This window comes from Burkholderia sp. MSHR3999 (assembly GCF_000833595.1).
GTDB lineage: Bacteria > Pseudomonadota > Gammaproteobacteria > Burkholderiales > Burkholderiaceae > Burkholderia > Burkholderia ubonensis.
Genome location: NZ_JRFO01000006.1, coordinates 1023927 through 1046533, shown reverse-complemented (window position 1 = coordinate 1046533; position 22607 = coordinate 1023927). Strand labels below are relative to the sequence as shown.

General features: G+C 68.2%; 22 protein-coding genes. 12 read left to right on the top strand and 10 right to left on the bottom strand.

Annotated features, from left to right (window positions below; genetic code table 11):
* Positions 1-312 precede the first annotated feature (312 nt).
* A complete protein-coding gene (gene mnmE / locus KY49_RS22130; RefSeq protein ID WP_042586625.1) occupies positions 313-1707 on the top strand; it encodes a tRNA uridine-5-carboxymethylaminomethyl(34) synthesis GTPase MnmE in 1395 nt (464 codons plus the stop codon).
* Between the two features lie 52 nt (positions 1708-1759).
* On the opposite strand, the gene KY49_RS39035 is transcribed toward mnmE, so the two are convergent.
* The 4 genes from KY49_RS39035 to KY49_RS38235 all read right to left on the bottom strand — a co-directional run bounded on the left by KY49_RS39035 (position 1760) and on the right by KY49_RS38235 (position 3961).
* Positions 1760-1885, bottom strand: coding sequence for a hypothetical protein (locus tag KY49_RS39035; protein WP_256243928.1), 126 nt, complete (start codon positions 1883-1885; stop codon positions 1760-1762).
* A gap of 136 nt (positions 1886-2021) precedes the next feature.
* Complete coding sequence (locus KY49_RS22125; protein ID WP_042586624.1) at positions 2022-3377, bottom strand: GGDEF domain-containing protein; 1356 nt, start codon at positions 3375-3377, stop codon at positions 2022-2024.
* Positions 3378-3462: 85 nt separating this feature from the next.
* Positions 3463-3711 carry a DUF2795 domain-containing protein gene (locus tag KY49_RS22120; protein WP_042586623.1) on the bottom strand — a complete coding sequence of 83 codons (249 nt, stop codon included), beginning with the start codon at positions 3709-3711 and terminating at the stop codon, positions 3463-3465.
* Positions 3712-3790: 79 nt separating this feature from the next.
* Positions 3791-3961 carry a hypothetical protein gene (locus KY49_RS38235; RefSeq protein WP_042586622.1) on the bottom strand — a complete coding sequence of 57 codons (171 nt, stop codon included), beginning with the start codon at positions 3959-3961 and terminating at the stop codon, positions 3791-3793.
* 112 nt (positions 3962-4073) lie between these two features.
* On the opposite strand from KY49_RS38235, the gene speG reads away from it, so the two are divergent.
* From speG to KY49_RS22100, 3 genes are all read left to right on the top strand, one after another.
* On the top strand, positions 4074-4616 hold the full coding sequence (gene speG, locus KY49_RS22110; protein WP_042586621.1) for a spermidine N1-acetyltransferase: 543 nt from the start codon (positions 4074-4076) through the stop codon (positions 4614-4616).
* A gap of 431 nt (positions 4617-5047) precedes the next feature.
* Positions 5048-5395 carry a surface attachment protein Sap1 gene (gene sap1, locus KY49_RS22105; protein WP_029226295.1) on the top strand — a complete coding sequence of 116 codons (348 nt, stop codon included), beginning with the start codon at positions 5048-5050 and terminating at the stop codon, positions 5393-5395.
* A 168-nt stretch (positions 5396-5563) separates the two neighbouring features.
* Positions 5564-6118 carry a YaeQ family protein gene (locus KY49_RS22100; protein ID WP_042586620.1) on the top strand — a complete coding sequence of 185 codons (555 nt, stop codon included), beginning with the start codon at positions 5564-5566 and terminating at the stop codon, positions 6116-6118.
* A gap of 18 nt (positions 6119-6136) precedes the next feature.
* Here the strand turns inward: KY49_RS22100 and KY49_RS22095 are convergent, their stop codons facing one another.
* Positions 6137-6550: a VOC family protein gene (locus KY49_RS22095; protein WP_042586619.1), complete on the bottom strand. Its 414-nt coding sequence runs from the start codon at positions 6548-6550 to the stop codon at positions 6137-6139.
* Between the two features lie 417 nt (positions 6551-6967).
* On the opposite strand from KY49_RS22095, the gene ada reads away from it, so the two are divergent.
* From ada to gshA, 3 genes are all read left to right on the top strand, one after another.
* Positions 6968-8071: a bifunctional DNA-binding transcriptional regulator/O6-methylguanine-DNA methyltransferase Ada gene (gene ada, locus KY49_RS22090; protein WP_042586618.1), complete on the top strand. Its 1104-nt coding sequence runs from the start codon at positions 6968-6970 to the stop codon at positions 8069-8071.
* The gene (locus KY49_RS22085) at positions 8068-9036 is read left to right on the top strand and encodes a DNA-3-methyladenine glycosylase family protein (protein ID WP_042586617.1); all 969 of its coding nucleotides are present in this window, start codon (positions 8068-8070) and stop codon (positions 9034-9036) included. The genes ada and KY49_RS22085 overlap by 4 nt, the downstream gene beginning before the upstream one ends.
* A 297-nt stretch (positions 9037-9333) precedes the next feature.
* Positions 9334-10947: a glutamate--cysteine ligase gene (gene gshA / locus KY49_RS22080; RefSeq protein WP_042586616.1), complete on the top strand. Its 1614-nt coding sequence runs from the start codon at positions 9334-9336 to the stop codon at positions 10945-10947.
* Here gshA and KY49_RS38230 read toward each other — a convergent pair.
* Complete coding sequence (locus KY49_RS38230) at positions 10937-11113, bottom strand: hypothetical protein (protein ID WP_197083592.1); 177 nt, start codon at positions 11111-11113, stop codon at positions 10937-10939. The two genes, gshA and KY49_RS38230, sit on opposite strands and share 11 nt — an antisense overlap.
* Before the next feature lie 17 nt (positions 11114-11130).
* Positions 11131-11451 carry a DUF4148 domain-containing protein gene (locus KY49_RS22075; RefSeq protein ID WP_042586615.1) on the bottom strand — a complete coding sequence of 107 codons (321 nt, stop codon included), beginning with the start codon at positions 11449-11451 and terminating at the stop codon, positions 11131-11133.
* Between the two features lie 411 nt (positions 11452-11862).
* On the opposite strand from KY49_RS22075, the gene KY49_RS22070 reads away from it, so the two are divergent.
* Positions 11863-13506, top strand: coding sequence for an L-lactate permease (locus KY49_RS22070; protein ID WP_042586614.1), 1644 nt, complete (start codon positions 11863-11865; stop codon positions 13504-13506).
* A 19-nt stretch (positions 13507-13525) separates the two neighbouring features.
* On the opposite strand, the gene KY49_RS22065 is transcribed toward KY49_RS22070, so the two are convergent.
* Positions 13526-14416: a LysR family transcriptional regulator gene (locus tag KY49_RS22065; RefSeq protein WP_042586613.1), complete on the bottom strand. Its 891-nt coding sequence runs from the start codon at positions 14414-14416 to the stop codon at positions 13526-13528.
* 235 nt (positions 14417-14651) lie between these two features.
* On the opposite strand from KY49_RS22065, the gene KY49_RS22060 reads away from it, so the two are divergent.
* The gene (locus KY49_RS22060; protein ID WP_042586612.1) at positions 14652-16817 is read left to right on the top strand and encodes a phosphocholine-specific phospholipase C; all 2166 of its coding nucleotides are present in this window, start codon (positions 14652-14654) and stop codon (positions 16815-16817) included.
* Positions 16818-16982: 165 nt separating this feature from the next.
* Positions 16983-17711: a phosphonate utilization associated transcriptional regulator gene (locus KY49_RS22055; RefSeq protein ID WP_042586611.1), complete on the top strand. Its 729-nt coding sequence runs from the start codon at positions 16983-16985 to the stop codon at positions 17709-17711.
* A 113-nt stretch (positions 17712-17824) separates the two neighbouring features.
* Here KY49_RS22055 and KY49_RS22050 read toward each other — a convergent pair whose 3' ends face one another.
* The gene (locus tag KY49_RS22050; protein WP_042586610.1) at positions 17825-19213 is read right to left on the bottom strand and encodes an FAD-dependent oxidoreductase; all 1389 of its coding nucleotides are present in this window, start codon (positions 19211-19213) and stop codon (positions 17825-17827) included.
* Positions 19214-19471: 258 nt separating this feature from the next.
* On the opposite strand from KY49_RS22050, the gene phnA reads away from it, so the two are divergent.
* Both phnA and phnY read left to right on the top strand, forming a co-directional pair.
* Positions 19472-20710 (top strand): phosphonoacetate hydrolase, encoded by a 1239-nt coding sequence (gene phnA, locus KY49_RS22045; protein ID WP_042586609.1) that lies wholly within the window; start codon positions 19472-19474, stop codon positions 20708-20710.
* Positions 20711-20739: 29 nt separating this feature from the next.
* The gene (phnY, locus tag KY49_RS22040) at positions 20740-22194 is read left to right on the top strand and encodes a phosphonoacetaldehyde dehydrogenase (RefSeq protein WP_042586908.1); all 1455 of its coding nucleotides are present in this window, start codon (positions 20740-20742) and stop codon (positions 22192-22194) included.
* Positions 22195-22264: 70 nt separating this feature from the next.
* Here the strand turns inward: phnY and KY49_RS22035 are convergent, their stop codons facing one another.
* Positions 22265-22543 (bottom strand): hypothetical protein, encoded by a 279-nt coding sequence (locus KY49_RS22035; RefSeq protein ID WP_042586608.1) that lies wholly within the window; start codon positions 22541-22543, stop codon positions 22265-22267.
* Positions 22544-22607 lie beyond the last annotated feature (64 nt).

Sequence of the window (22607 nt, the reverse complement as noted above, 5' to 3'; positions counted from 1 at the left end):
CAATTGGGATAAACATATCTTTATTGGATGAGTCCCAAGCTATTATCAGATGAATGCCGCGCCAGGCGGACGGCGCGCGAGTCGCCCTGATTGGGCGTACCTATGGCGCATTTATCCGAAACCGATGTCGGCTCGCGTGGTTCGATTAGTATTTATCTTATCTCTGACGGGATAAATTAGTTCGAGTTCTAATTGTGGCTGGGGCGGGCGCGGGTGACGCGCATGTCGCCACGCTACAATGCCGGCGTCCCTCCCGATGCCCGCGCGGCGATCCGCGCGGGTTGGCCGTTCCACCGCTGATTTCCGATTGCCATGCTTGCTACCGATTCCGATCCGATCGTCGCCATTGCCACCGCTGCCGGCCGCGGCGGGATCGGCGTCGTCCGCGTGTCGTTCGGGCGTGGCGGCGAGGCGGCGGCGCTGCCGCTGATCGACGCGTTGTGCGGGCAGCGACTCGCGCCGCGCCACGCGAGCTACGTGCCGTTCCTCGATGAACATGGCGCGCCGCTCGACCGCGGCATCGCGCTGTATTTCCCGGCGCCGCATTCGTACACCGGCGAGCACGTGCTCGAACTGCAGGGGCACGGCGGGCCGATCGTGATGCAGCTGCTGCTGCAACGCTGCCTCGACGCCGGCCGCGGCTTCGGGTTGCGGCTCGCGGAGCCGGGCGAATTCACGCGGCGCGCGTTCCTGAACGACAAGCTCGATCTCGCGCAGGCCGAGGCGGTCGCCGACCTGATCGAGGCGAGCACCGAGGCGGCCGCGCGCTCGGCCGGCCGCTCGCTCGACGGCGCGTTCTCGCGGCAGATCCATACGCTCGTCGACGACGTGATCACGCTGCGGATGCTGGTCGAGGCGACGCTGGATTTTCCGGAAGAGGAAATCGATTTTCTCGAAGCGGCGGACGCGCGCGGCAAGCTCGCGCGCATTCGCGAGCAGCTCGCGCACGTGCTCGGCGATGCACGGCAGGGCGCGCTGCTGCGCGAAGGGCTGTCGGTGGTGCTCGCGGGGCAGCCGAACGTCGGCAAGTCGTCGCTGCTGAACGCGCTGGCGGGCGCCGAGCTCGCGATCGTCACGCCGATCGCCGGCACGACACGCGACAAGGTGGCGCAGACGATCCAGGTCGAGGGGATTCCGCTGCACATCATCGATACGGCGGGGCTGCGCGAGACCGAGGACGAGGTCGAGCGGATCGGCATCGCGCGCACGTGGAGCGAGATCGAGCGCGCGGACGTCGTGCTGCATCTGCTCGATTCGCGCGGCGGGATGACGGCGGACGACGAGGCGATCGCCGCACGGTTCCCGGCGGGCGTGCCGGTCGTGCGTGTGCTGAACAAGACGGACCTGACTGGCGTGCCGGCGTCGGTGGCGCATCCGGCGGCGCAAGGGGATCTCACCGAGGTGCATCTGTCGGCGAAGCGCGGCGACGGGATCGACCTGCTGCGCGGCGAGCTGCTGCGGATCGCGGGATGGCAGGCGGGGGCCGAGGGCGTGTATCTGGCGCGCGAGCGGCACCTGATCGCGCTGCGTGCCGCGCAGGAGCATCTTGCGCAGGCGGCTGATCACGCGGAGCAGCGCGCGCAGTCGCTCGACCTGTTCGCGGAGGAGCTGCGGCTCGCGCAGGAGCAGCTCAATTCGATTACCGGGGAATTTACTTCGGATGACTTGCTGGGGGTGATTTTCAGCAGGTTCTGTATCGGGAAATGACAAGGCGCTGAGGCGCACGGCGGCAATCACCGCCATGCGTCCGCGTTCCCCCTCAATCCCAATCCCGATGATGATGATGGTGATGGTAATACCCGTCACCGTAATAACCGTCATACGGCGCAACGACACAGCCGCTCAACAACGCGGCGACGCCGGCAATCAACAACAGGGTTTTCATGGCGCTCACCTGCCCAGGTTCAAGATGAGCCCAGCATATCGAGCGCCCCTGGCAGCGGCTGTAAGGAATCGTTTCCCAACCGTGCATTGCGTAACGGCGGATTATTCCGGTCAAAACGCCCGATGAAAAGAGCGCGTCACACCGTCATGATCCGGTTGCGCCCGGCATCCTTCGCGCGATAAAGCGCGGCGTCGGCGGCTTCGATCAGCGCGTCCGGCATCATCGGTTCGTCGGGCGCCGCCGTCGCGCAGCCGACGCTGACCGACACACGCCCGGCCGGCTCGCGCGTCGGCAAATTGAGCCGCAGCACCGCCTCGCGCGCTTCTTCCGCGACGAGCCGCGCGCCGCGCGCGCCGGTGTTCGGCAGCACGATCGCGAACTCCTCGCCGCCGTAACGCGCGACGAGATCCGCGGGCCGGCGCACGACGCCCGTCAGCGCATTCGCGACCGCGATCAGGCACGCGTCGCCCTTCACGTGACCGAACGCGTCGTTGTACGCCTTGAAGTGATCGACGTCGACCATCAGCAGCGACAGCGGCTCGCCTTGCCGACGCGCCTGCAGGAACAGCAGGTGGAAATGATCGTTGAAGTGGCTGCGGTTGTAGACGCCCGTCAGCCCGTCGCGCGCGGACGAGCGCATCAGCGTCGCGTGCGCTTCGAACAGGCGCTGGTACAGCATCGTCACTTCCCACGCGAGCACGCAGACGAGCACGCCGGGCGTGAACATGCTGAACACGCGCGCGACGTACCAGCCGACCGTGAAGCGGTTCGTGCTCAGCAGGTTCAGCGTGGTATCGGTGAGGCACGCGAGCACGGCGATCGCGAGCCACAGGTCGAGCGTCGTGCGCAGCCGGCCGGTGAGCAGCACGGCGGCGAGCGCAAGCGCGTTGAGCGTCCAGACGACGAGCGCGACCGCGTTGACCGGCAATACGGCCGCGTCGCCGGGCGGACGGAACGCGGGCGGCAGCGGCACGTTCAGCGCGAGCACGCACAGCAGCGCGGCCGTGGCCGCCGGCCCGCCGATCAGCGCGATCGTCCACCCGCGCATGCGCTGCGCGCTGATCGCCGTGCGCGCCATGCGCTCGCGCGCGAACAACGCCAGCAATACGAAGGACGGAAAGCCCGCGTGCCAGAAGATCCACATCCACGCGGCGCTTTGCGGCAGTGCGCCAAGCAGGCCGTGCGGCGCGAACACGCCGGGAAACGTCAGCAACTGCAGCGCGACGGCGAGTGCGGTGAACGCATAGGCGCCGCCGAGCGCCCCGAGCACCGGCTGGCGCGTGACGGCGAATTGCGCGCCGAGGAAGAACGCCGCGATGCCGGCGGTGGTGAACACGGTGAGCGCGCACATCGGCATGAACGGCTCGACCGCGGGCAGCGCGACGTTCGCATGCGGCGCGGCGATGCCGAGCGTGAGCAGGATCACGAGTGCCGACAGCGCGGCGAACCAGAATTGCCGTCGCGTGGTGTGCTGGATCAGGATGCCTTCCATGAGGTCTCCGAGGCGTTCGTGCGCGCAGCCGCCCGGTCGCCGCGCGACCGGTGCGGCCTGATCCTAGCGCGTTATTTGCGCGCGCTCAAATCCCCAGCCCCGGTCCGTAGTTGCCGGCGACCCAGCGCGTGACGGCGTCGATGTCCGCGTAGTCCTGCTCGGGCAGCCCGTCGAGCATCGACAGCACTTCGTTGCTTGCGCCCGCAACGCGCGCGGCGTCGACGATCGCATCCTTGTTCGCGGGGTAGGCGACGCCGGCGAGCACGTCGGCGATCTGCAGGTCGATCGTTTCGTGCGGGATATCCGGCTTGCGGGAGGAAGGGGTGTCGTTCACGTCAGCGCCTCGCAATGGAATCGAAACGGCTCGCGCGCCGGCAATGCGCGCAAACACGCACCCGGCCGGCGCGGGATTATCAATGCCCGCGCCGCACGCGGCGCCACGGATGCTTCCAGTCGATGTGCGGAGCGTTCTCGTCGCGCGGATGCTGACGCCGGTGTTCCTGCCAGAGTTCATCGGAAAACAGCACGGCCACGATCACGAGCGGCAGCACCAGAAAGACACCGAGTATCACTTGCTCGATCACGATAGCCTCCTTGCGGTGGCGGGAACCCTTAACCCATTCTAGGCTCTGAACTTCGCCCACGTTCATTTTCTTGCCGTGTGCACCGGAATCAATCGGGACAAGGACCCTTACGATGCAACTACAAAACGAAACTCACACGCTCGCGCTGAGGCCGCTCGAGCGTCAGGACCTGCGCTTCGTGCATGAACTGAACAACGACGCGAAGATCATGCGCTACTGGTTCGAGGAGCCATATGAAACCTTCGCGGAGCTGTCGCAACTGTATGACCGCCACGTGCACGACCAGCGCGAGCGCCGCTTCGTCGCGGTCGACCCGCAAGGCGAACTGGTCGGGCTCGTCGAACTGATCGAGCTCGACTACATCCACCGCCGCGGCGAATTCCAGATCATCATCGCGCCGCACTGCCAGGGCCGCGGCCATGCGGGCCACGCGACGCGTCTCGCGGTCGAGTACGCGTTCAAGGTGCTGAACCTGCGCAAGCTGTACCTGATCGTGGATACGTCCAATGCGGCGGCCATTCACGTTTATGAAAAATGCGGGTTCCGGCGTGAAGCGGAATTGATCGAGGAATTCTTCGGCAACGGGGCATATCACAACGCTTACCGGATGTGCCAGTTCCAGAGCGATTATTTCGAGCGGCTGCGCGCGGCCTGATATACGGGTAAATGCCAGGTATTCGATGCCTGGCATTTTTCTTGTTTGCGCTTAATAACATGGCGCAATGCGATAAAGCCGCTGATGTTCCGGATGACTTTATGTGCGATGCATCAAAATCGTCCGGATATCGAAATGAATTATCCAAACCGTTCATCCGGAGTGATGGCGCTTCATTAGAAGCCTTGCCAAGCAAGGCATTGCGGCCGATATCCCATGCCGGTGTGTCGCGCACGAGTTGATTGCCACATCGGCGACAGGTCGCCCAAAGCTGCGGCGCGCGAGGTGCGACAATTCGCCGCTATTGCGGTCGCACAACAAATGTGCTTGCCATCGCTTATCGGTCTCCTAAAGTGAGAAACGTTGCTTCACGCTCACCTTTAAACACATAGCTAACCCAGCCTGTTGCCAGCGCGCATGGGAGACTGAACATGATGAAACGAACCGGTGTGTTTGTTGCGCTTGTCGGTGCATTTGCCGTGGTGTCGATTGCCCAGGCCGGCGGCGATGCCGCCGTGAAGCCGCGGCAGGAGATCCAGTTGACGAAGAACGCGTGGGGCTGCCTGTCGAAAGATAATCTGGATTCCGTACTGGATCACGAGCGCGGCGGACACTCGCAGGCGAAGCAGCAATACTTCGACGACTTCCGCTGCCTGTCGGTGCCGGAAGGCCAGCGCTTCCGCGTGGTGTCGGTGGACAACGGCGACGTGCAGTTCGTCAGCGCCGACAACAGCGACCAGCAGGGCCTCTGGGCCGATTCGCGCTTCATCAAGCAATAACGCGCCGTTCAACGGGCGCATGCGCGCGCCGGCGCAAGCCGGCGGCGCGAACCGATACGGCCCGGCCGCCCGCCGGGCCGTTCTGCTGTGCGCGTCATGCAGCGGACGTCGGGCTTTCGGTATCATCACGGCCCGACCTGAACCGATGCCCGCCCGGGCACTACCCGCATGGCGCTCAAATCCACGATCTACAAAGCCGAACTGCAAATTGCCGACATGGATCGGCACTACTATGGCGACCACACGCTGACGGTCGCGCGCCATCCGTCGGAAACCGACGAGCGGATGATGGTGCGGATCGCCGCGTTCGGGCTGTTCGCGCACGAGCGGCTCGAATTCTGCAAGGGGCTGTCGGATACCGACGAGCCCGATCTGTGGCAGAAGGACCTGACGGGCGCGATCGACGCGTGGATCGAGGTCGGCCAGCCCGACGAGCGGCGCATCTCGAAGGCGGCGGGCCGCGCCGCGCAGGTGACGGTGATCGCGTACGGCGGCAAGACCTCGGATATCTGGTGGCAGGGCGTGCGCAGCAAGGTGGAGCGGCTGCGCAACGTGCAGGTGCTGTCGCTCGACGACGGCGTCGCGGCGGCGCTCGGGCGGCTCGCCGAGCGGACCATGCGCCTGCAGTGCACGGTGCAGGACGGCGCCGCGTGGATCTCGAGCGCGGATCACGATCCGGTGGCCGTCGAATGGACGGTCCTCAAGGCGCGCGCCGACACGTGACGCGCGCGCCGGCCGCACTCACGCGATCGCGGCCGGCGGCCCCTTGAGCTCCAGCATGTTGCCTTCCGGATCGAACAGGTAGATCGACGGGCCGTAGCCGTCGGCGCCGTAGCGTTCCTCGGGCGCGCCCGGCGGCGCGCCGTGCGCGGCGAAATGCGCGGCGAGCGCCTGCGGGTCGAACGGCTCGACGCGCAGGCACAGGTGGTCGAGGTTGCGCCCGGCGCCGGGCGGCCCGCTGTCGGGCCGGTCGAGCGTCCCGCCGACGGCGAGCAGGTCGATCAGCGCGTCGCCGGCGCGCAGTTGCACGAGGCCGAGCTCCGGCTGTTCTCGTTCCACATGGCAACCGACGGCGTCGCAGTAGAAGCGCGTCATCGCGGCCATGTCGGTCACGCGAAGCACGACGTGATCGATCCCGCGGAGGATCGGTTTCATAGGTGAACGCTCCTTGGCAAGCGAGGTTCAACGAGTGTAGACCAAGGAGCCGGGAGCGCCTGCGCGAACGCGGCAAAATCGGCAGACGAAAAAAAAGCCCGCTCACGTGGAACGGGCTTAATCCATATCAGGAGGAGACATGGAGGAGACAGGTCCAACTATACACACGGCGATGGTGCGACGCAATATTGTTTGTGTAAAAAAACGTCAGGACGGCGTTTTGCCGCACCTGCACTGCAACATGAATGTGACGGAACGGTGACTAATGAGCCCGAAAGTTGACCGTTCATGCCCGCTTTTCCGATGCGCCTCCCGTTTGTCGGCCGCCGGCGCGAATCACAGAGCAAGATTCGGGGCGCGACGGTGCGTGCGGCTGACTACAGTAGGCACCGTCTACACTGAGAGTGCGAGGTTCCGATGAAATCCGCCTATCCAACCGACGACGCCCGCTGGAATGCCGTGACCGCCCGCGATCCGCAGGCGGACGGCGCATTCTTCTACGCGGTGCGCACCACCGGCGTGTTCTGCCGCCCGACCTGCGCGTCGCGGCTGCCGCGGCGCGACCACGTCGCCTTCTTCGACGATCCGGCCGCCGCGCGCGCGGCCGGGTTCCGTCCCTGCAAACGCTGCCAGCCCGAGGGGCTGCCGCGCGAGCTCGAAATCGTCAATCGCGCGTGTGCGGTGCTCGACGCGCATCCCGAGCGGCTCACGCTTGCGCAATTGAGCGATGCGGTCCACGTGAGCCCGTTCCACCTGCAGCGGCTGTTCAAGCGCGTGGTCGGCGTGTCGCCGCGGCAATACCAGGCCGCGCAGCGCGGCGCCGCGTTGCGGCAGGCGCTGCAGAACGGCCGGCCGGTCACGCAGGCGGCCGTCGACGCGGGCTTCAATTCGCCGTCGCGGCTGTATGCGTCGGTGCCGCGCGAACTGGGGATGGCGCCGTCGGCGTTTCGCCGCCAGGGCGCGAGCCTGCGGATCGACTACGCGACCGCGCCGACGTCGCTCGGCACGGTGCTGGTCGCCGCAACCGCGCAGGGCATCTGCCGGATCGCGTTCGGCGACGATCCGGCGCCGCTCGTCGCCGGGCTGAAGGATGCGTTCGCGCGCGCCGAACTGGTCGAGTCGCCCGCGCGGCTCGCGCCGTTCGTCGCGCAGATCGGTGCGTACCTGGACGGCACGCGCCGCACCTTCGAGCTGCCGCTCGACATCGCGCCGACCGCGTTCCAGCAGCGCGTGTGGGAGGCATTGACGAACATTCCGTACGGCGAGACCCGCAGCTATTCGGAGATCGCCGAGGCGCTCGGCGCGCCGCGCGCGGTGCGGGCCGTGGCGTCCGCGTGCGCGTCGAATCCGGTCGCGCTCGCGATTCCGTGCCATCGCGTCGTGCAGAAGGGCGGCGCGCTGGCCGGCTATCGCTGGGGCGTGCGCCGCAAGGCGACGCTGCTCGCGGCCGAGGCACACCATGCGCACGATGCGCACGACGAACCGGCCGACGTCGCCGTCGCGGAGGGCAGCGCAGCTTGAAGGTCGCAACCCCCATCGCAACCGTGAACGGCGGCGGCGTGCCGTCGGCCGTGCAACTCGAGCTGCGCTTCAAGGCGCCCTACGACTGGGCGCGCGTGCTGCGCTTCTTCAGCGGGCGCGCGATTCCGGGCGTCGAGCAGGTCGCGGGCGGCGTGTATCGCCGGATCGTCGACCTGAAGGGCGAGCCCGGCCGGCTCACCGTCGAGCGGCATCCGCGCCGGCATTGCCTCGTCGCGACGGTCGAGGGCGCGGCGGCGCGCCACGTCGACGACGCGTTTGCCGCCCGCATCGCGTCGATGTTCGACCTGCGCGCCGATCCGGCCGCGATCGGCACGGAGCTGGCGCGCGACCCGTGGTTCGCGCCGCTCGTCGCGGCCGCGCCCGGGCTGCGGGTGCCGGGCGCGTGGTCGGGCTTCGAGCTCGCGGTGCGCGCGATCGTCGGCCAGCAGGTCAGCGTAAAGGCGGCGACGACGATCGTCGGCCGGCTCGTCGAGCGCGCGGGCGAGCGCGTCGTGCACGACGACGGCGCGCACGCATCGGACGGTGCGCCCGCGTGGCGCTTTCCGGCGCCGGACGCGCTCGCCGCGTGCGACCTCGCGAAGATCGGCATGCCCGGCAAGCGGGCGGCGGCGCTCACCGGCATGGCGCGCGCGGTCGCGGCGGGCGACGTGCCGCTCGATCCCGCGCAGGCCGACCTCGCGACGCTGCGCCACGCGTGGCTCGACCTGCCCGGCATCGGCCCGTGGACGGTCGAATACATCGCGATGCGCGCGTGGCGCGACCCGGATGCGTGGCCCGCGTCCGACCTCGTGCTGATGCAGTCGATCACCGCGCGCGATCCGTCGCTCGACCGGCTCGCAAGCCAGAAGCGCCGCACGGACGGCTGGCGTCCGTGGCGCGCGTATGCGGCGCTCCATCTGTGGAACGAGGTGGCCGACCGCGCGGGCGCGGCGCGCGGCGGATAGCGCAACGCACGATGCGGGCAAGGCGCCGGCCGGCGCATCCCGTCATCCGGCAGACGAATGCCCGCCGCCGTGCGCGACGGCGTTTGCGCGACACCCCGCGCACGTCCGCCGGCCGCCGAAAGTCGCCTTCCCGCACGGTCCTTTCCGCGCGCTCCGGCGCGCCCGCCCAGGCGCGAGGCCGCCCCAAGCGCGTGTTCCGGCGAGATGTTAAAGTGCCCGCTACCAACGAAGCGACCAACAATCCTGCCGGCCGCGCGCGAGCGTTCCGCGCGCGGCCGTGCCCGCACTTGCGCATCAATGTCGAACACCATGACCATCCGCCAGACCGAATTGCTGCTGGATCGCCTCGACGTGCTCAGTTCCGGCCCGACGCGGCAACATCTGCCCGACGGCCTGCGCGGCATCGAAAAGGAAAGCCTGCGCGTGACGCGCGACGGGATGATCGCGTTCACGCCGCATCCGCGCGCGCTCGGTTCTGCGCTCACGCATCCGTCGCTGACGACCGACTACTCGGAAGCGCTGCTCGAACTGATCACGCCGGCGGAGCCCGACGCAGCGCTCACGCTCGAACGCCTCGACGAGCTGCATCGCTACGTCTACGCGTCGATCGGCGACGAAATGCTGTGGAACGAGTCGATGCCGGGCCTGCTGCCCGCCGACGACCAGATTCCGATTGCCGACTACGGCACGTCGAACATCGGACGCCTGAAGATGGTGTACCGGCTCGGCCTCGCGTATCGCTACGGCCGCACGATGCAGTGCATCGCCGGCATCCACTACAACTACTCGCTGCACGAGGAAGTGTGGCGGCGCCTGCATGCGGAGGAAGGCTCGACCGCGACGCTCGTCGACTATCAGTCCGAGCGCTATCTCGCGCTGATCCGCAACTTCCGCCGCACGAGCTGGCTGCTGATGTACCTGTTCGGCGCATCGCCGGCGCTCGACCGGCGATTTCTGCGCGACCGCCCGCACACGCTCGACACGTTCGACGCCGACACGCTGTACCGTCCGTACGCGACGAGCCTGCGGATGAGCGACCTCGGCTACTCGAACACGACCGCGCAGGCGGCGCTGCAGGCCGACTACAACACGCTGGCGGGCTATCTGGACGCGCTCTCGAAGGCCGTGAGCGAGCCGTATCCGCCGTATGAGGCGATCGGCACGCATCGCGACGGCGAGTGGATCCAGATCAACACGAACGTGCTGCAGATCGAGAACGAGTTCTATTCGACGATCCGGCCGAAGCGCGTCACGTATTCGGGCGAGCGTCCGCTGCATGCGCTCGCGTCGCGCGGCGTGCAGTACATCGAAGTGCGTTGCCTCGACATCGATCCGTTCGCGCCGACCGGCATCGCGCTCGACACCGCGCGCTTCATCGATGCGTATCTGCTGGCGTGCGCGCTCGACGCGAGCCCGCCGCTCGACGGCGACGCGTACCGCGAAGCGAACGCGAACTTCGGCGCCGTGACGATGGAGGGCCGCAAGCCGGGCCTCGCGCTGTCGCGCAACGGCAGCCCGGTTGCGCTGCAGGCGTGGGCGGACGAGCTGATGGCGAAAGTCGAAGCCGTCGGCCGGCGTCTCGACGAGATTCGCGGCGGCGACGAGCACGCGCGCGCGATCGCCGCGCAGCGCGAGAAGCTCGCCGATCCGGAACGCACGCCGTCCGCGCGCGTGCTGCGCACGATGCGCGACAACGGGCAGTCGTTCCTCGCGTTCGCGCGCGCGCAAAGCGATGCGCATGCCGCGCATTTCCGCGCGCGGCCGCTTCCGGAGGCCGACGCGCGCGCCGCGGCCGCGCTCGCCGAGCGCTCGCTGGCCGAGCAGGCCGAACTGGAAGCGAAGGAAGCCGGTTCGTTCGACGCTTTCGTCGCGGCCTATCGCGCGTATACGCTGAACCGCTTCAGCGTCTGACGATCGCGCACGCGGCCGCGCGCATCGGCGTGCGGATCGCCTGCGCGCGATCACGCCGGCGGAATCCGGCATGCGCGCGGCGGCGCGTACAGGGCAGCCGGTGCGAGCCGGGGAAGCCGTTGCGTTCCGGCGTCGGTGCGCCCGGCGCCGCATCCACGCGGTTCATCGCGCGTCTGCTTCAGGTCAGTGGTGTGAATAGGTCGACGGATCGAGCGCCGGCGCTGCGCCACGCTTGCCGGATTCGACCGTCGCATGGCCGTTGCCGCCGTAGCTGGCGGCTTCCGCGCGCGCTTGCGCGACGCGCTGCGTGATCGCCTGCACGTTCTGCGGATAGTCGGGGCTGCTGACGATGGCGGGCCGGTAACCTGCCGCTTGGTACTCGGCCAGTTCCTGTCGAACCTGGGCTCGCGTCAGCGGTTGGGAGGAGGCCTGCGCCTGGGCCGCGGCAGCGGCACCCATCATCAGGATGCCGATACAAGCCGCGCGTATCATCGTCTTCTTCATGTTGCACTCCGGGTTGGTCGAGCGTCGCGCGCTGAATCGTCGCGGCGTGAATCGATGCGTGCAGTCTAGGCTTCGGATACCCGGGGAAACACCCCGCTCGCGGATAGGCACCTTTGTTGGCAGCGCAAGATTGCGGCGGTGCGGTCGCCCGGATTCGTCATATCGGGCTGCCCCTCCTTGTACAAGCGGCGCGTGCCGCCTAACCTTTTTGAGTGACCGATCGACTGGCCGCGGCGACGTCGTTGCGCGGGCAAGCGACGTCCGGGCCGTTGTGATCGCAGACAGCTTTGCATGGGACCGGAGTGCGAAGCATGGGACCGGAGTAAGCGCTGAAGCGCTAACTCCGGTCGACCGCGAAGCATGGGGCCTGAGTAAGTGCTAAAGCACTAACTCAGGCCGACAGGAGACAAGATGACACCCTCATCCGCCCTACCCGCCGGCGCCGTCTTCGCCCAGCCGCTCACGCCCGTCGGCGACTCGCTGTTGCTGTCGTTCCTCGTCGCGGTGATCCCGATCGCGGTCGCGCTGATCGCGCTCGGCGTGCTGCGCCGCCCCGCGTGGCAGGCGTCGCTCGCGGGGCTGATCGCCGGCCTCGCGGTCGCGATCGGCGCATGGGGCATGCCCGTCGGCCTCGCGTTCGACGCGGTTGCCGCGGGCATGGCGCTCGCGCTGATTCCCGTGATGTGGATCGTCTTCAACGCCTTGCTGCTGTACAACATCGCGGTGAAGTCGGGCCGCTTCGACCAGTTCCGCCAGTGGATGCTCGACCACCTGCCCGACGATCGCCGGCTCGTGCTGCTCGTCGTCGCGTTCTCGTTCGGCTGCCTGCTCGAAGGGATCTCCGGGTTCGGCACGCCGGTCGCGATCACGAGCGCGCTCCTGATCGCGCTCGGCTTTCCGGCGATCGAGGCGCTCACCTACACGCTGCTGTTCAACACCGCGCCGGTCGCGTTCGGCGCGCTCGGCGTGCCGATCACCGTGCTCGGCGCGGTCACGTCGCTGCCGGCCGCGACGCTCGGCGCGATGGTCGGCCGTCAGTTGCCGTTCGTCGCGCTGCTGCTGCCGTTCTACGTGGTCGGCGTGTACGGCGGCGTGCGCTCGATCGCGCGGCTGTGGCCCGCGTTGCTCGTGTCGGGCGGCAGCTTCGCGCTCGCACAGTTCGTCACGTCGAACTTCCTCGGCTATCAGCTCACCGACGTGCTGTCGTCGCTGACGTCGCTGATCGTGACGATCGGCTTCCTGAAAGTGTGGAAGCCGCTGGCCGATCCGCAATTCGCGATCGCGCGCAGCGCGCCTGCGAACGGCGGGGCGGGCGGGCGCGTCGGCTACGGCGGCTGGCTGCCGTGGCTCGTCGTGTCGGTGATCGTGATCGTCTGGGTGCGCGCGAACATCGCGGCGATCGGCGACGTGAAGGTCCACTGGCCGGGGCTGCACAACGCCGTGTACGTCACGCTGTACCAGAAGCCGTACGCGGCGGTCTGGGACTTCCAGCCGCTCGGCACCGGCACCGCGATCCTGCTCGCGGCGCTCGTCACGGCCGCGTGGACGCGCACCGGCGCCGGCGATGTCCTCGGCTGCGTCGCGAAGACGTGGCGGCAGACCCGCATCGCGATCGTCACCGTGATGATGATCGTCGGCCTCGGCTACCTGCTGAACTACTCGGGCATCAGCTACACGCTCGGCACCGGCGTCGCGTCGACGGGCGCGCTGTTCCCGCTCGTGTCCGCGTCGCTCGGCTGGATCGCGGTGTTCCTGTCCGGCAGCGACACGTCGGGCAACGCGCTGTTCGGCAACCTGCAGGTGGTCGCGGCGCGGCAGCTCGGCCTCGATCCGGTGCTGATGGCCGCGACCAACTCGTCGGGCGGCGTGATGGGCAAGATGATCTCGCCGCAGAACATCGCGACCGGCGTGTCGACGACGGACCTGAAGGGGCAGGAGGGTGTCGTGTTCGCGCGCACGTTCTGGCACAGCGTGATCCTCACGCTGCTGCTCGGGGTGCTCGTGTTCCTGCAGCAGCACGTGCTGACGTGGATGATCCCGACGCTGCCGAAGTGAGTGCGCAGCCCGCCCGCGCTCAGCGCGCGGCCGGTTCGGCGACGGCCTCGCCGCGCTTCGGCACGATGCACGCGAGGAACGCGTCGATCGCGGGGCTGTGGCGGCGCGCTTTCAGGTAGTACACGTATTCGTCGATCGTCGTGTCGACGCCGCGCAGCGCGACGATCCGCAGGTCGGGGTGGCGTTCGGCCTCGCCGCGCGGAAACAGGCTGCCGCCCACGCCGTGCAGGATCGCCTCGCGGATCGCTTCGCGGCTGCCGATCTCCGCGACCGAAGCCGGCGCGACGCCGGCCGCCGCGAGGATCGTCTCGGTGCAGCTGCGCGTGACCGAGCCCTGTTCGCGGATCAGCAGCCGCACGTCGGCGAGCCGCGCGGCGTCGATCGCGTCGAAGCGCGCGAGCGGATGGCTGCGATGCACGACGAGCACCAGCGGGTCGGTGGAGATCACCTGCCGCTCGAGGCCGTCCGCGTCGTTGCGCTGCGACGAGACGGCGAGATCGATGCGGAACTCGTGCAACGCCTGCAGCATTTCTTCCGAGTTGCCGATCCGGCACGTAAGCGCGATCGACGGATGCGCGTTCGAAAAGCGCCCGACCGCTTCCATGATGTAGTACGGCCCCGTCGCGCCGATCCGCAGATGGCCTTCGAACAGGCCGCCTACGTTGCGCAGCATGATGTCGGCCTGCGCTTCGAGCGCGATCATCTGCTCGACCAGCGGCAGCAGCCCGACGCCGGTCTCGGTGACTTCGAGCCGTCGGCCGCTGCGGTGGAACAGTTCGACGCCGTACACCTGCTCGACCTGCCGGATCTGCGCGGCGATGGTCGGCTGGCTGACGCCGAGATGCCGCGCCGCGCGCGTGATGCTGCCCTGCCGGACGGTCGCGTGGAATGCCTTCAGCTGATCGAACACGGATCGGCCTCTCCCCCTTTCATCGCGCGTCAGGCTAACGCAAGCATGTGTCGGCCCCATGAAACCCGCATCGCCCGCCGCTTCGAAAAAAAGCTGGGGATGACCGAAAGAAACCTGCGGGAACCGGTCACGGCCGGGACACGCGCCTGCGGACTAATAACGGCATCGTCACAGCACCGAACCGTCGGCCCCGCTCGCGCCGGCTCCATCCCTACCGACCCACAGGATCCTTTTCATGTCCTCGACCAACCGACGCGATTTCCTGCGCCTTGCCGCCCAGTCAGCCGGCGCGATGGCCGCCTGCGCGGGCTTTCCGCCCGCGATCCGCAAGGCGCTCGCGATGCCTGCCGCCTCGCGCACCCGCTCGATCCAGGACGTCGAGCACGTCGTGATCTTCATGCAGGAAAACCGCTCGTTCGACCACTACTTCGGCGGGCTGCGCGGCGTGCGCGGCTTCAACGACCCGCGCCCGCACCTGCTGCCGAACGGCGCGCCGGTCTGGCGGCAGCCGCCGGCCGCCGTGCACACGAAGAACTACCATGCGCGCGGGCTCGATCCGGCCGCGCCGTACGTGCTGCCGTTCTACCTCGATCCGAAGCAGACGACCGAATTCCAGCCGGGCACCAACCACGGCTGGAGCAGCGGCCACCTTGCATGGAACAACGGCCAGTGGGACCAGTGGGTGAACCAGAAGCAGGACGTGCTGACGATGGGCTACCTGAAGCGCCAGGACCTGACCTATCACTACGCGCTGGCCGACGCGTTCACGATCTGCGACGCGTACTTCTGCTCGGCGCACGCCGACACCGCGCCGAACCGCATCTACCTGTGGACCGGCACGATCGATTCGCGCAACGTGTACGGCACTCAGCCGAACGGCCCCGGCATCGGCGAGCGCAACGACGTCAACGGCTATACGTGGACGACCTATGCGGAGCGGCTCGAGAACGCGAACGTCAGCTGGAAGGTGTACCAGGGCGGCACCGGCATCCCGGGCGACCCGACCGACAACTACACCGACAACTCGCTGATGTTCTTCAAGCGCTTCCAGGTGAAGGAAGGCGCGAGCGGCCCGCTCGTCGACAAGGGCGCGTCGAACCACACGCTCGCGGAGCTGAAGGCCGACGTGCAGGCGAACCGCCTGCCGCAGGTGTCGTGGATCGTCGCGCCGTACAAGTACAGCGAGCATCCGCAGGCGTCGCCGACCGACGGCGCGTTCTACATCAACATGGTGCTCGAGGCGCTGACGTCGAACCCGGACGTGTGGGCGAAGACTGTGTTCATCCTCAACTACGACGAGAACGACGGGCTGTTCGATCACGTCGTGCCGCCGGTGCCGCCCGTCACGAGCGGCGTGAACGGGCAGGGCGTCGTGTCGGCGAACCTGCTGGGCAATCTCGGCGACGAGCTGCTCGACCTGAACAAGTACCCGGGCGAGATGAGCCCGCTCGTGCCGGGCGCGGACCCGGGCGGCATCCAGCCGATCGGCCTCGGGCCGCGCGTGCCGCTGATCATCATCTCGCCGTGGACGAAGGGCGGCTGGGTGTGCTCGGAGACCTTCGATCACACGTCCGTGCTGCGCTTCCTCGAGGCGCGCTTCGGCGTGAAGGAGCCGAACATCAGCGCGTGGCGCCGCTCGGTCTGCGGCGACCTGACGTCGGCGTTCGACTTCTCCGGCAAGCCGGATGCGTCGACGGTGAGCTTCACGGTGCCGCGGCACCTCACGACGGCGGGCCAGGCGTACCAGGTGCCCGCGCAGCAGACGATGCCGGCGCAGGAGCCCGGCACGCGGCCGGCGCGCGCGTTGCCTTACGAGGTGTTCGTGCACAGCCGCGTGAACGGCCACGACGGCAACGTATGGCTCGATTTCACGAACACCGGCGACGCGGGCGCGGCGTTCTACGTGTATGACCGCCGCAATCCGTCGAGCCAGCCGCGCCGCTATGCGGTGTCCGCGGGCGACAGGATCGCCGACAGCTGGAGCACGTCGGTCGCGCAGGGCGACTATCACCTCGCGGTGTACGGCCCGAACGGCTATCTGTGCGAGTTCCAGGGCAACACCAAGCTCGCGATGGACGGCCATCACGCGAACCCGGAAGCGAAGCTCGGCTACGACGTGCGCAACCGCCATGTGTACCTGCAGCTGCGCAACAGCGGCCGCGCGGCGTGCCGCGTGGTCGTCGACAACGCGTACAGCCATGCGCATGCGCGAACCTATGTGCTGGAGCCGGGCGCGCGCATCGAGGATCACTGGGAACTGAGCTCGAGCCACGGCTGGTACGACCTGAACATCGTCGCGACCACGACGGGCGGCGCGAGCGACAAGGTCGTGCGCCGCTTCGCCGGGCACGTCGAGACGGGCCGGCCGAGCCAGAGCGACCCGGGGCCGGTGAAGCGCTGACGCGCGCGACGGTGGGCGCCGCGATGCCGGATGGCATCGCGGTCCGTCGGGATCGGCGTTTGGAGACTGAAGACTGTTGACAATGTGCGGGGCCGCGGGTATACAACGGAGCATTCGCCGACTTGGCCCCCCGTTCCTCACCGCAGTCCCGCTGCCTGCCCGACCATGACTTCCCCGAACGCGCTCAACGCCATCGAACTCCTGCAGAGCCAGTCGCTCGCGATGATCGTCCAGGACATGCTCGAGCGCGCGATCGTGTCCGGCGAATACGCGCCCGGCGAGAAGCTCAACGAAGTCGACATCGCGACGAAGCTGAACGTGTCGCGCGGCCCCGTGCGCGAGGCGTTCCGCGCGCTCGAGCAGGCGGGCCTGCTGCGCAACGAGAAGAATCGCGGCGTGACGGTGCGCGTCGTGCCGCTGCGCGAGGCCGAGGAGATCTACGAAGTGCGCGCGATGCTCGACGAGTCGGTCGCGCGCGCGCTCGCGAAGCGCATCGCGCCCGACACGCTGAAGGTGCTGAAGGGCATCATCCAGTCGATGAAGGCGGCGGCGAAGGCACACGACGTCACGCGCTACACCGAGCTCAACGTGCAGTTCCACGACGCGATGGTCGTCGGCGTCGGCAACACGCACCTGACCGACACCTACCGCCGGCTCGTGCGGCAGCTCGGGCTGCTGCGGCAGGCGGCGATCGAGGCCGAGGAGGATGCGCTGTCGGTGTCGGCGTCCGAGCACGAGAAGATCGTGCAGGCGCTCGGCCACGGCGACGAGGAGAAGGCGGTCGCGCTCGTGCGCGAGCATCTCGCGCACGGCCTCGCGCGGATGCGTCGCATGCACGGGCAGGGCTTGCCGGTGGTGGGCAAGGCGGCGAGGGAGAAGGCGGAGCGGGCGTGAGCCGCGCGTGACGGCTGCCGTTCCGGCAGCGTCACCGTGCCGGGAAAGCGAACAGGGCGCTGCGAAGCGCCCTTTTTGCATCGCGCGGATTGCGCCGCCCGCGCGCCAATCGCCTATGCCTTGTCCGCCTTTCCGGCCGCGCCGGCCAGGCGGCTCAACCAGGTGTCGATGCGCCACGGCCGCCTGTTCGCATCCTCCGCGCGCTCCTTGCGGCGGATCGCGTTGCGCACGACATGCGAGCCGACGTAGCGCAACGGCTCCGGCGGGAACCGGCCGAGCGGGCCGCGCGTGAGCGGGCTGCGCGTCCACGCGTTGTCGAGGCCGAGCACCAGCGACGACAGGATCTGCCCGCCCATGTAGGTCGGCCCCACGCCGTTGCCCGAATAGCCGAAGCCGTAGAACACGTGCGGCGCGCCGTCGAGGCGGCCGAAGAACGGGAAGCCCGTCACCGAGCGGTCCGACGGGCCGTTCCAGCTCGCGGTGATCGGCACGCCGGCAAGCGACGGGAAGAATTCGCGCAGGCTCTGCGTGAGCTGCGCCTCGTACGGCGAGCGCTGGTCGAACACCGGCGCGATGCGCCCGCGCCACGCGAACGTGTTGCCGCCCTTGCCGAGCATCAGCCGCCCGTCCGGCGTGCTGCGGTAGTAGTACACGAAGATCCGCGAATCCAGCACCGACACGCCGTCGGCGAGCCCCGTCCTCGCGAGCAGCTCCGGACACTTCTCGGTGATGACCATATCGCTCGACACGACCGCGATCGTGCGCGCGAACTGCGGGAAGCGGCTCGCCATCCACGCATTGATCGCGAGTACGAGCTTGCCTGCGGTGACGCTGCCGGCCGGCGTGCGCACGACGGCCGGCGGCCCCGGCGTGAAATCGAGCATCGGCGTGCGCTCGTGGATGCGGATGCCCATCGCGAGCGCGACGCGGCGCAGCCCGCGCACGAGCTTGCCCGGATGCACGGTCGCGGCGATCGGCGAGTACACGCCGTCGAGATTGCGCGCCGAGCCCGAGCGGCGCGCGACTTCCGCCGGCGGCAGCGGCGTGTAGCTGTGGATGCCGCACGCGGCGAGCGCGTCGAGCACCGGCGCGAGCGTGCCGACCTGCGCGGGCGACGTCGCGGTGTACAGCGTGCCGTCGAAGCGCAGTTCCGCGTCGACGCCGTGTTCGCGGCAGAACGCGGCGATGAGCTGCACGGCCGCCTCCGACGCCTTCACGAGTCGGATCGCCTCGGCTTCGCCGAACAGGCGCCGCAGCGTCAGGAATTTCGCGGACCATGTGAGCAGGCAGCCGCCGTTGCGGCCGCTCGCACCCGCGCCGCACAGGTCGCTTTCGAGGATCACGACGTCGAGCGCGGGGTTGTGCTGCTTCGCCTGAATCGCCGTCCACAGCCCGGTGAAGCCGCCACCGACGATGCAGACGTCGGCCTGCGTCGCACCTTGCAGCGCAGGGGCGAGATCGCCGTCGTGGAACAGCGCTTGTTCGATCCAGAAGGGACGCATCAGTCGATCAGTCGTTTCGCAAGGATGGAAAGGCGGCCGTGTCGTGCACGGCCGGAAACAGAAAGAAGGGAAGGTAGCCGCGCTTTTTGACCACCCGACAAAACATGCCGAAGTCGTCGCCATGGCCGACCGGCATCTTGCATTCTGTTCTCTGCCTATTGTTGACAATCTACAAATCATCGATTTTAATGTCAAGCATCGAAGCGCCGCCGGGCACGGATGCCGGCGCCGCCCTCCCTCCGCATCGAAAGGATTGTCATGACCGAAACGCCTGTTCCCGTGGAAGTGAACGGCCGCCGCTACAACTGGATGAGCCGGCCGGTGGTGGTGGTATGCGTGGACGGCTGCGCGTACGAATATCTGGAGCAGGCGGCCGAGGCCGGCGTCGCGCCGTTCCTGCGCACATTGCTGAAGCCGGGGACGGCGCTGAAGGGCGAGTGCGTGGTGCCGAGCTTCACGAACCCGAACAACCTGTCGATCGTGACGGGCGTGCCGCCGTCGGTGCACGGGATCAGCGGCAACTATTTCTACGATCGCGACGGCGGCGCCGAAGTGCTGATGAACGATCCGAAGTACCTGGTCGCGCCGACCGTGCTCGCGGCGTTCGCCGACCGGGGCGCGCGCGTCGCGGTGGTGACTGCCAAGGACAAGCTGCGCCGCCTGCTCGGCAACGGGCTGAACGGCATCTGCTTCTCGTCCGAGAAGGCCGACTGCGCGACCATCGCGGAAAACGGCATCGACGACGTGCTCGAACTGGTCGGCAAGCCGGTGCCGGACGTGTACAGCGCGGACCTGTCGGAGTTCGTGTTCGCCGCGGGCGTGCGGCTGCTCGAGACGCGCCCGATCGACCTGATGTACCTGTCGACCACCGACTACGTGCAGCACAAGTGCGCGCCCGGCACGCCCGGCGCGAACGCGTTTTACGCGATGATGGACGGCTACCTGAAGCGGCTCGACGAACTCGGCGCGATCGTCGCGCTCACCGCCGACCACGGGATGAACGCGAAGCACGACGCCGCCACCGGCGAGCCGAACGTGATCTACCTGCAGGAACTGTTCGACGGCTGGCTCGGCGAGGACGCCGCGCGCGTGATCCTGCCGATCACCGATCCGTACGTCGTGCACCACGGCGCGCTCGGTTCGTTCGCGACCGTCTACGTGCCGGCGTCGGCCGACGTCGACGCGCTGCGCGCGCGGCTCGCCGCCGTCGACGGGATCGAGCTCGCGCTGACGGGCGCCGAAGGCTGCGCGCGCTTCGAGCTGCCGCCGGCCCGGCTGGGCGACCTGATCGTGGTGTCGCGGCAGGACGTCGTGCTCGGCACGCGCCGCAGCAGGCACGACCTGTCGGGCCTCGACGTGCCGCTGCGCTCGCACGGCGGGCTCTCCGAGCAGATCGTGCCGCTGGTCTTCAGCCGGCCGGTCGACGCCGACGCGGCGGGCCGTGCGCGGCTGCGCAACTTCGACGTCATCGACATCGTGCTCAATCATCTGCAGTGACGCGCACGAATCCGGAAGGGAGCTCATTCATGAACGCCATGGCAGCATCGACGGAGGTCGGCGAGATCCGTCACGAAGCATTGCGGATCGACGGCGAACGGATTCGTCGCGACGCGACGATCGACGTGCGCAATCCGTACGACGGCGCGCTGGTCGGCACCGTGCCGAAAGCGACGCTCGACGACGTGCGGCGCGCGTTCGCGGTCGCGCGCGCGTACCGGCCGACGCTCACGCGCCACGACCGCGCGGCGATCCTGCGCCGCGCGGCCGACATCGTGCGCTCGCGCACCGCCGGGATCGCGGCGCTGATCACCGCCGAATCGGGGCTGTGCATCAAGGACACGATGTACGAAGCGGGCCGTGTCGCGGACGTGCTGACGTTCGGCGCGGGCGAGGTGCTGAAGGACGACGGCCAGATCTTCTCGTGCGACCTGACGCCGCACGGCCAGAAGCGCCGCGTGTACACGCAGCGCGAGCCGCTGCTCGGCGTGATCTCGGCGATCACGCCGTTCAACCACCCGATGAACCAGGTCGCGCACAAGGTCGTGCCGGCGGTCGCAACCAACAACCGGATCGTCGTGAAGCCGTCGGAGAAGGTGCCGCTGTCGTGCTGCCTGTTCGCGGACATCCTGTACGAAGCGGGCCTGCCGCCGCAGATGCTGCAGGTGATCACCGGCGACCCGAAGGAGATCGCCGACGAGCTGATCACGAACCCGGCGATCGACCTGATCACGTTCACGGGCGGCGTGTCGATCGGCAAGTCGATCGCCGCGCGGATGGGCTACCGGCGCGCGGTGCTCGAGCTCGGCGGCAACGATCCGATCATCGTGATGGAGGACGCCGACCTCGACGAGGCGAGCACGCTCGCGGTGTCGGGCTCGTACAGGAACTCGGGGCAGCGCTGCACGGCGATCAAGCGGATGCTCGTGCACGAGGCGGTTGCCGACCGCTTCACCGAGCTGGTGGTCGAGAAGACGCGCGCGTGGTCGTACGGCAATCCGGCCGATCCGTCGGTCGACATGGGCACGGTGATCGACGAGGCGGCCGCGAAGTTTTGCGAGCAGCAGGTGAACGACGCGCTCGCGCGCGGCGCGCGTCTGTTGGCCGGCAACGTGCGCGACGGCGCGCTGTATGCGCCGACGGTCGTCGATCGCGTGACGCCCGACATGCCGCTCGTGAAGCACGAGACCTTCGGGCCGGTGTCGCCGATCATGCGCTTTCGCGACATCGACGACGCGATCCGGATGTCGAACAGCACCGACTATGCGCTGTCGTCGTCGATCTGCACGAACCGCTTCGACACCATCACGCGCTTCATCACCGAGCTGGAAGTCGGCAGCGTGAACGTGCGCGAAGTGCCCGGGTATCGGCTCGAACTGACGCCGTTCGGCGGCGTGAAGGATTCGGGGCTCGGCTACAAGGAAGGCGTGCAGGAAGCGATGAAGAGCTTCACGAACACGAAGACGTATTCGCTGCCGTGGTGAGCGCGGCGGCGTGCGCATGCCGCGTCGCCGCCGCGCGGTAGTGCGCGGCCGTCATGGCCGCAGGCGGCGGTCAATCGTCGTCGTCGCCGTGATGGTGATGGCGCCAGCCGCGATGCCAGCCGTTGTCGTGCCAGCGGCGGTAGCGGTATTCACCGTAGTACGGGCCGTAGTAGTAGGCCGGCGCAGGTTCGTAGTAGACGGGCGGCGGCGCGTAGACCACCGGAGGCGGCGTTTCGATCACCGGGCCCGGCACGCCGAAGTACACGCCGATATCGGCACGCGCGAACGCGCTTGCCGACACGCAGGCCGCCGCAATGCCGATGACGCCGGACAACAGGATTCGCTTCATCTCTCTTCACTCCCTTCGCGGCTGACTGCCCGCGAACGATCAACCTCCTTGCTTCAATGGTACG

What these genes read in the sequence shown, in the direction of transcription:
- sap1 (WP_029226295.1), top strand. Translation starts at nt 5,048, where the DNA reads ATGATGAAACGAACCGGTGTGTTTGTTGCGCTTGTCGGTGCATTTGCC.
- phnY (WP_042586908.1), top strand. Translation starts at nt 20,740, where the DNA reads ATGAACGCCATGGCAGCATCGACGGAGGTCGGCGAGATCCGTCACGAA.
- phnA (WP_042586609.1), top strand. Translation starts at nt 19,472, where the DNA reads ATGACCGAAACGCCTGTTCCCGTGGAAGTGAACGGCCGCCGCTACAAC.
- KY49_RS22100 (WP_042586620.1), top strand. Translation starts at nt 5,564, where the DNA reads ATGGCGCTCAAATCCACGATCTACAAAGCCGAACTGCAAATTGCCGAC.
- KY49_RS22055 (WP_042586611.1), top strand. Translation starts at nt 16,983, where the DNA reads ATGACTTCCCCGAACGCGCTCAACGCCATCGAACTCCTGCAGAGCCAG.
- KY49_RS22070 (WP_042586614.1), top strand. Translation starts at nt 11,863, where the DNA reads ATGACACCCTCATCCGCCCTACCCGCCGGCGCCGTCTTCGCCCAGCCG.
- KY49_RS22035 (WP_042586608.1), bottom strand. Translation starts at nt 22,543, where the DNA reads ATGAAGCGAATCCTGTTGTCCGGCGTCATCGGCATTGCGGCGGCCTGC.
- KY49_RS38230 (WP_197083592.1), bottom strand. Translation starts at nt 11,113, where the DNA reads ATGAACCGCGTGGATGCGGCGCCGGGCGCACCGACGCCGGAACGCAAC.
- KY49_RS22050 (WP_042586610.1), bottom strand. Translation starts at nt 19,213, where the DNA reads ATGCGTCCCTTCTGGATCGAACAAGCGCTGTTCCACGACGGCGATCTC.
- KY49_RS22095 (WP_042586619.1), bottom strand. Translation starts at nt 6,550, where the DNA reads ATGAAACCGATCCTCCGCGGGATCGATCACGTCGTGCTTCGCGTGACC.
- KY49_RS22075 (WP_042586615.1), bottom strand. Translation starts at nt 11,451, where the DNA reads ATGAAGAAGACGATGATACGCGCGGCTTGTATCGGCATCCTGATGATG.
- speG (WP_042586621.1), top strand. Translation starts at nt 4,074, where the DNA reads ATGCAACTACAAAACGAAACTCACACGCTCGCGCTGAGGCCGCTCGAG.
- KY49_RS22060 (WP_042586612.1), top strand. Translation starts at nt 14,652, where the DNA reads ATGTCCTCGACCAACCGACGCGATTTCCTGCGCCTTGCCGCCCAGTCA.
- gshA (WP_042586616.1), top strand. Translation starts at nt 9,334, where the DNA reads ATGTCGAACACCATGACCATCCGCCAGACCGAATTGCTGCTGGATCGC.
- KY49_RS39035 (WP_256243928.1), bottom strand. Translation starts at nt 1,885, where the DNA reads ATGAAAACCCTGTTGTTGATTGCCGGCGTCGCCGCGTTGTTGAGCGGC.
- ada (WP_042586618.1), top strand. Translation starts at nt 6,968, where the DNA reads ATGAAATCCGCCTATCCAACCGACGACGCCCGCTGGAATGCCGTGACC.
- mnmE (WP_042586625.1), top strand. Translation starts at nt 313, where the DNA reads ATGCTTGCTACCGATTCCGATCCGATCGTCGCCATTGCCACCGCTGCC.
- KY49_RS22125 (WP_042586624.1), bottom strand. Translation starts at nt 3,377, where the DNA reads ATGGAAGGCATCCTGATCCAGCACACCACGCGACGGCAATTCTGGTTC.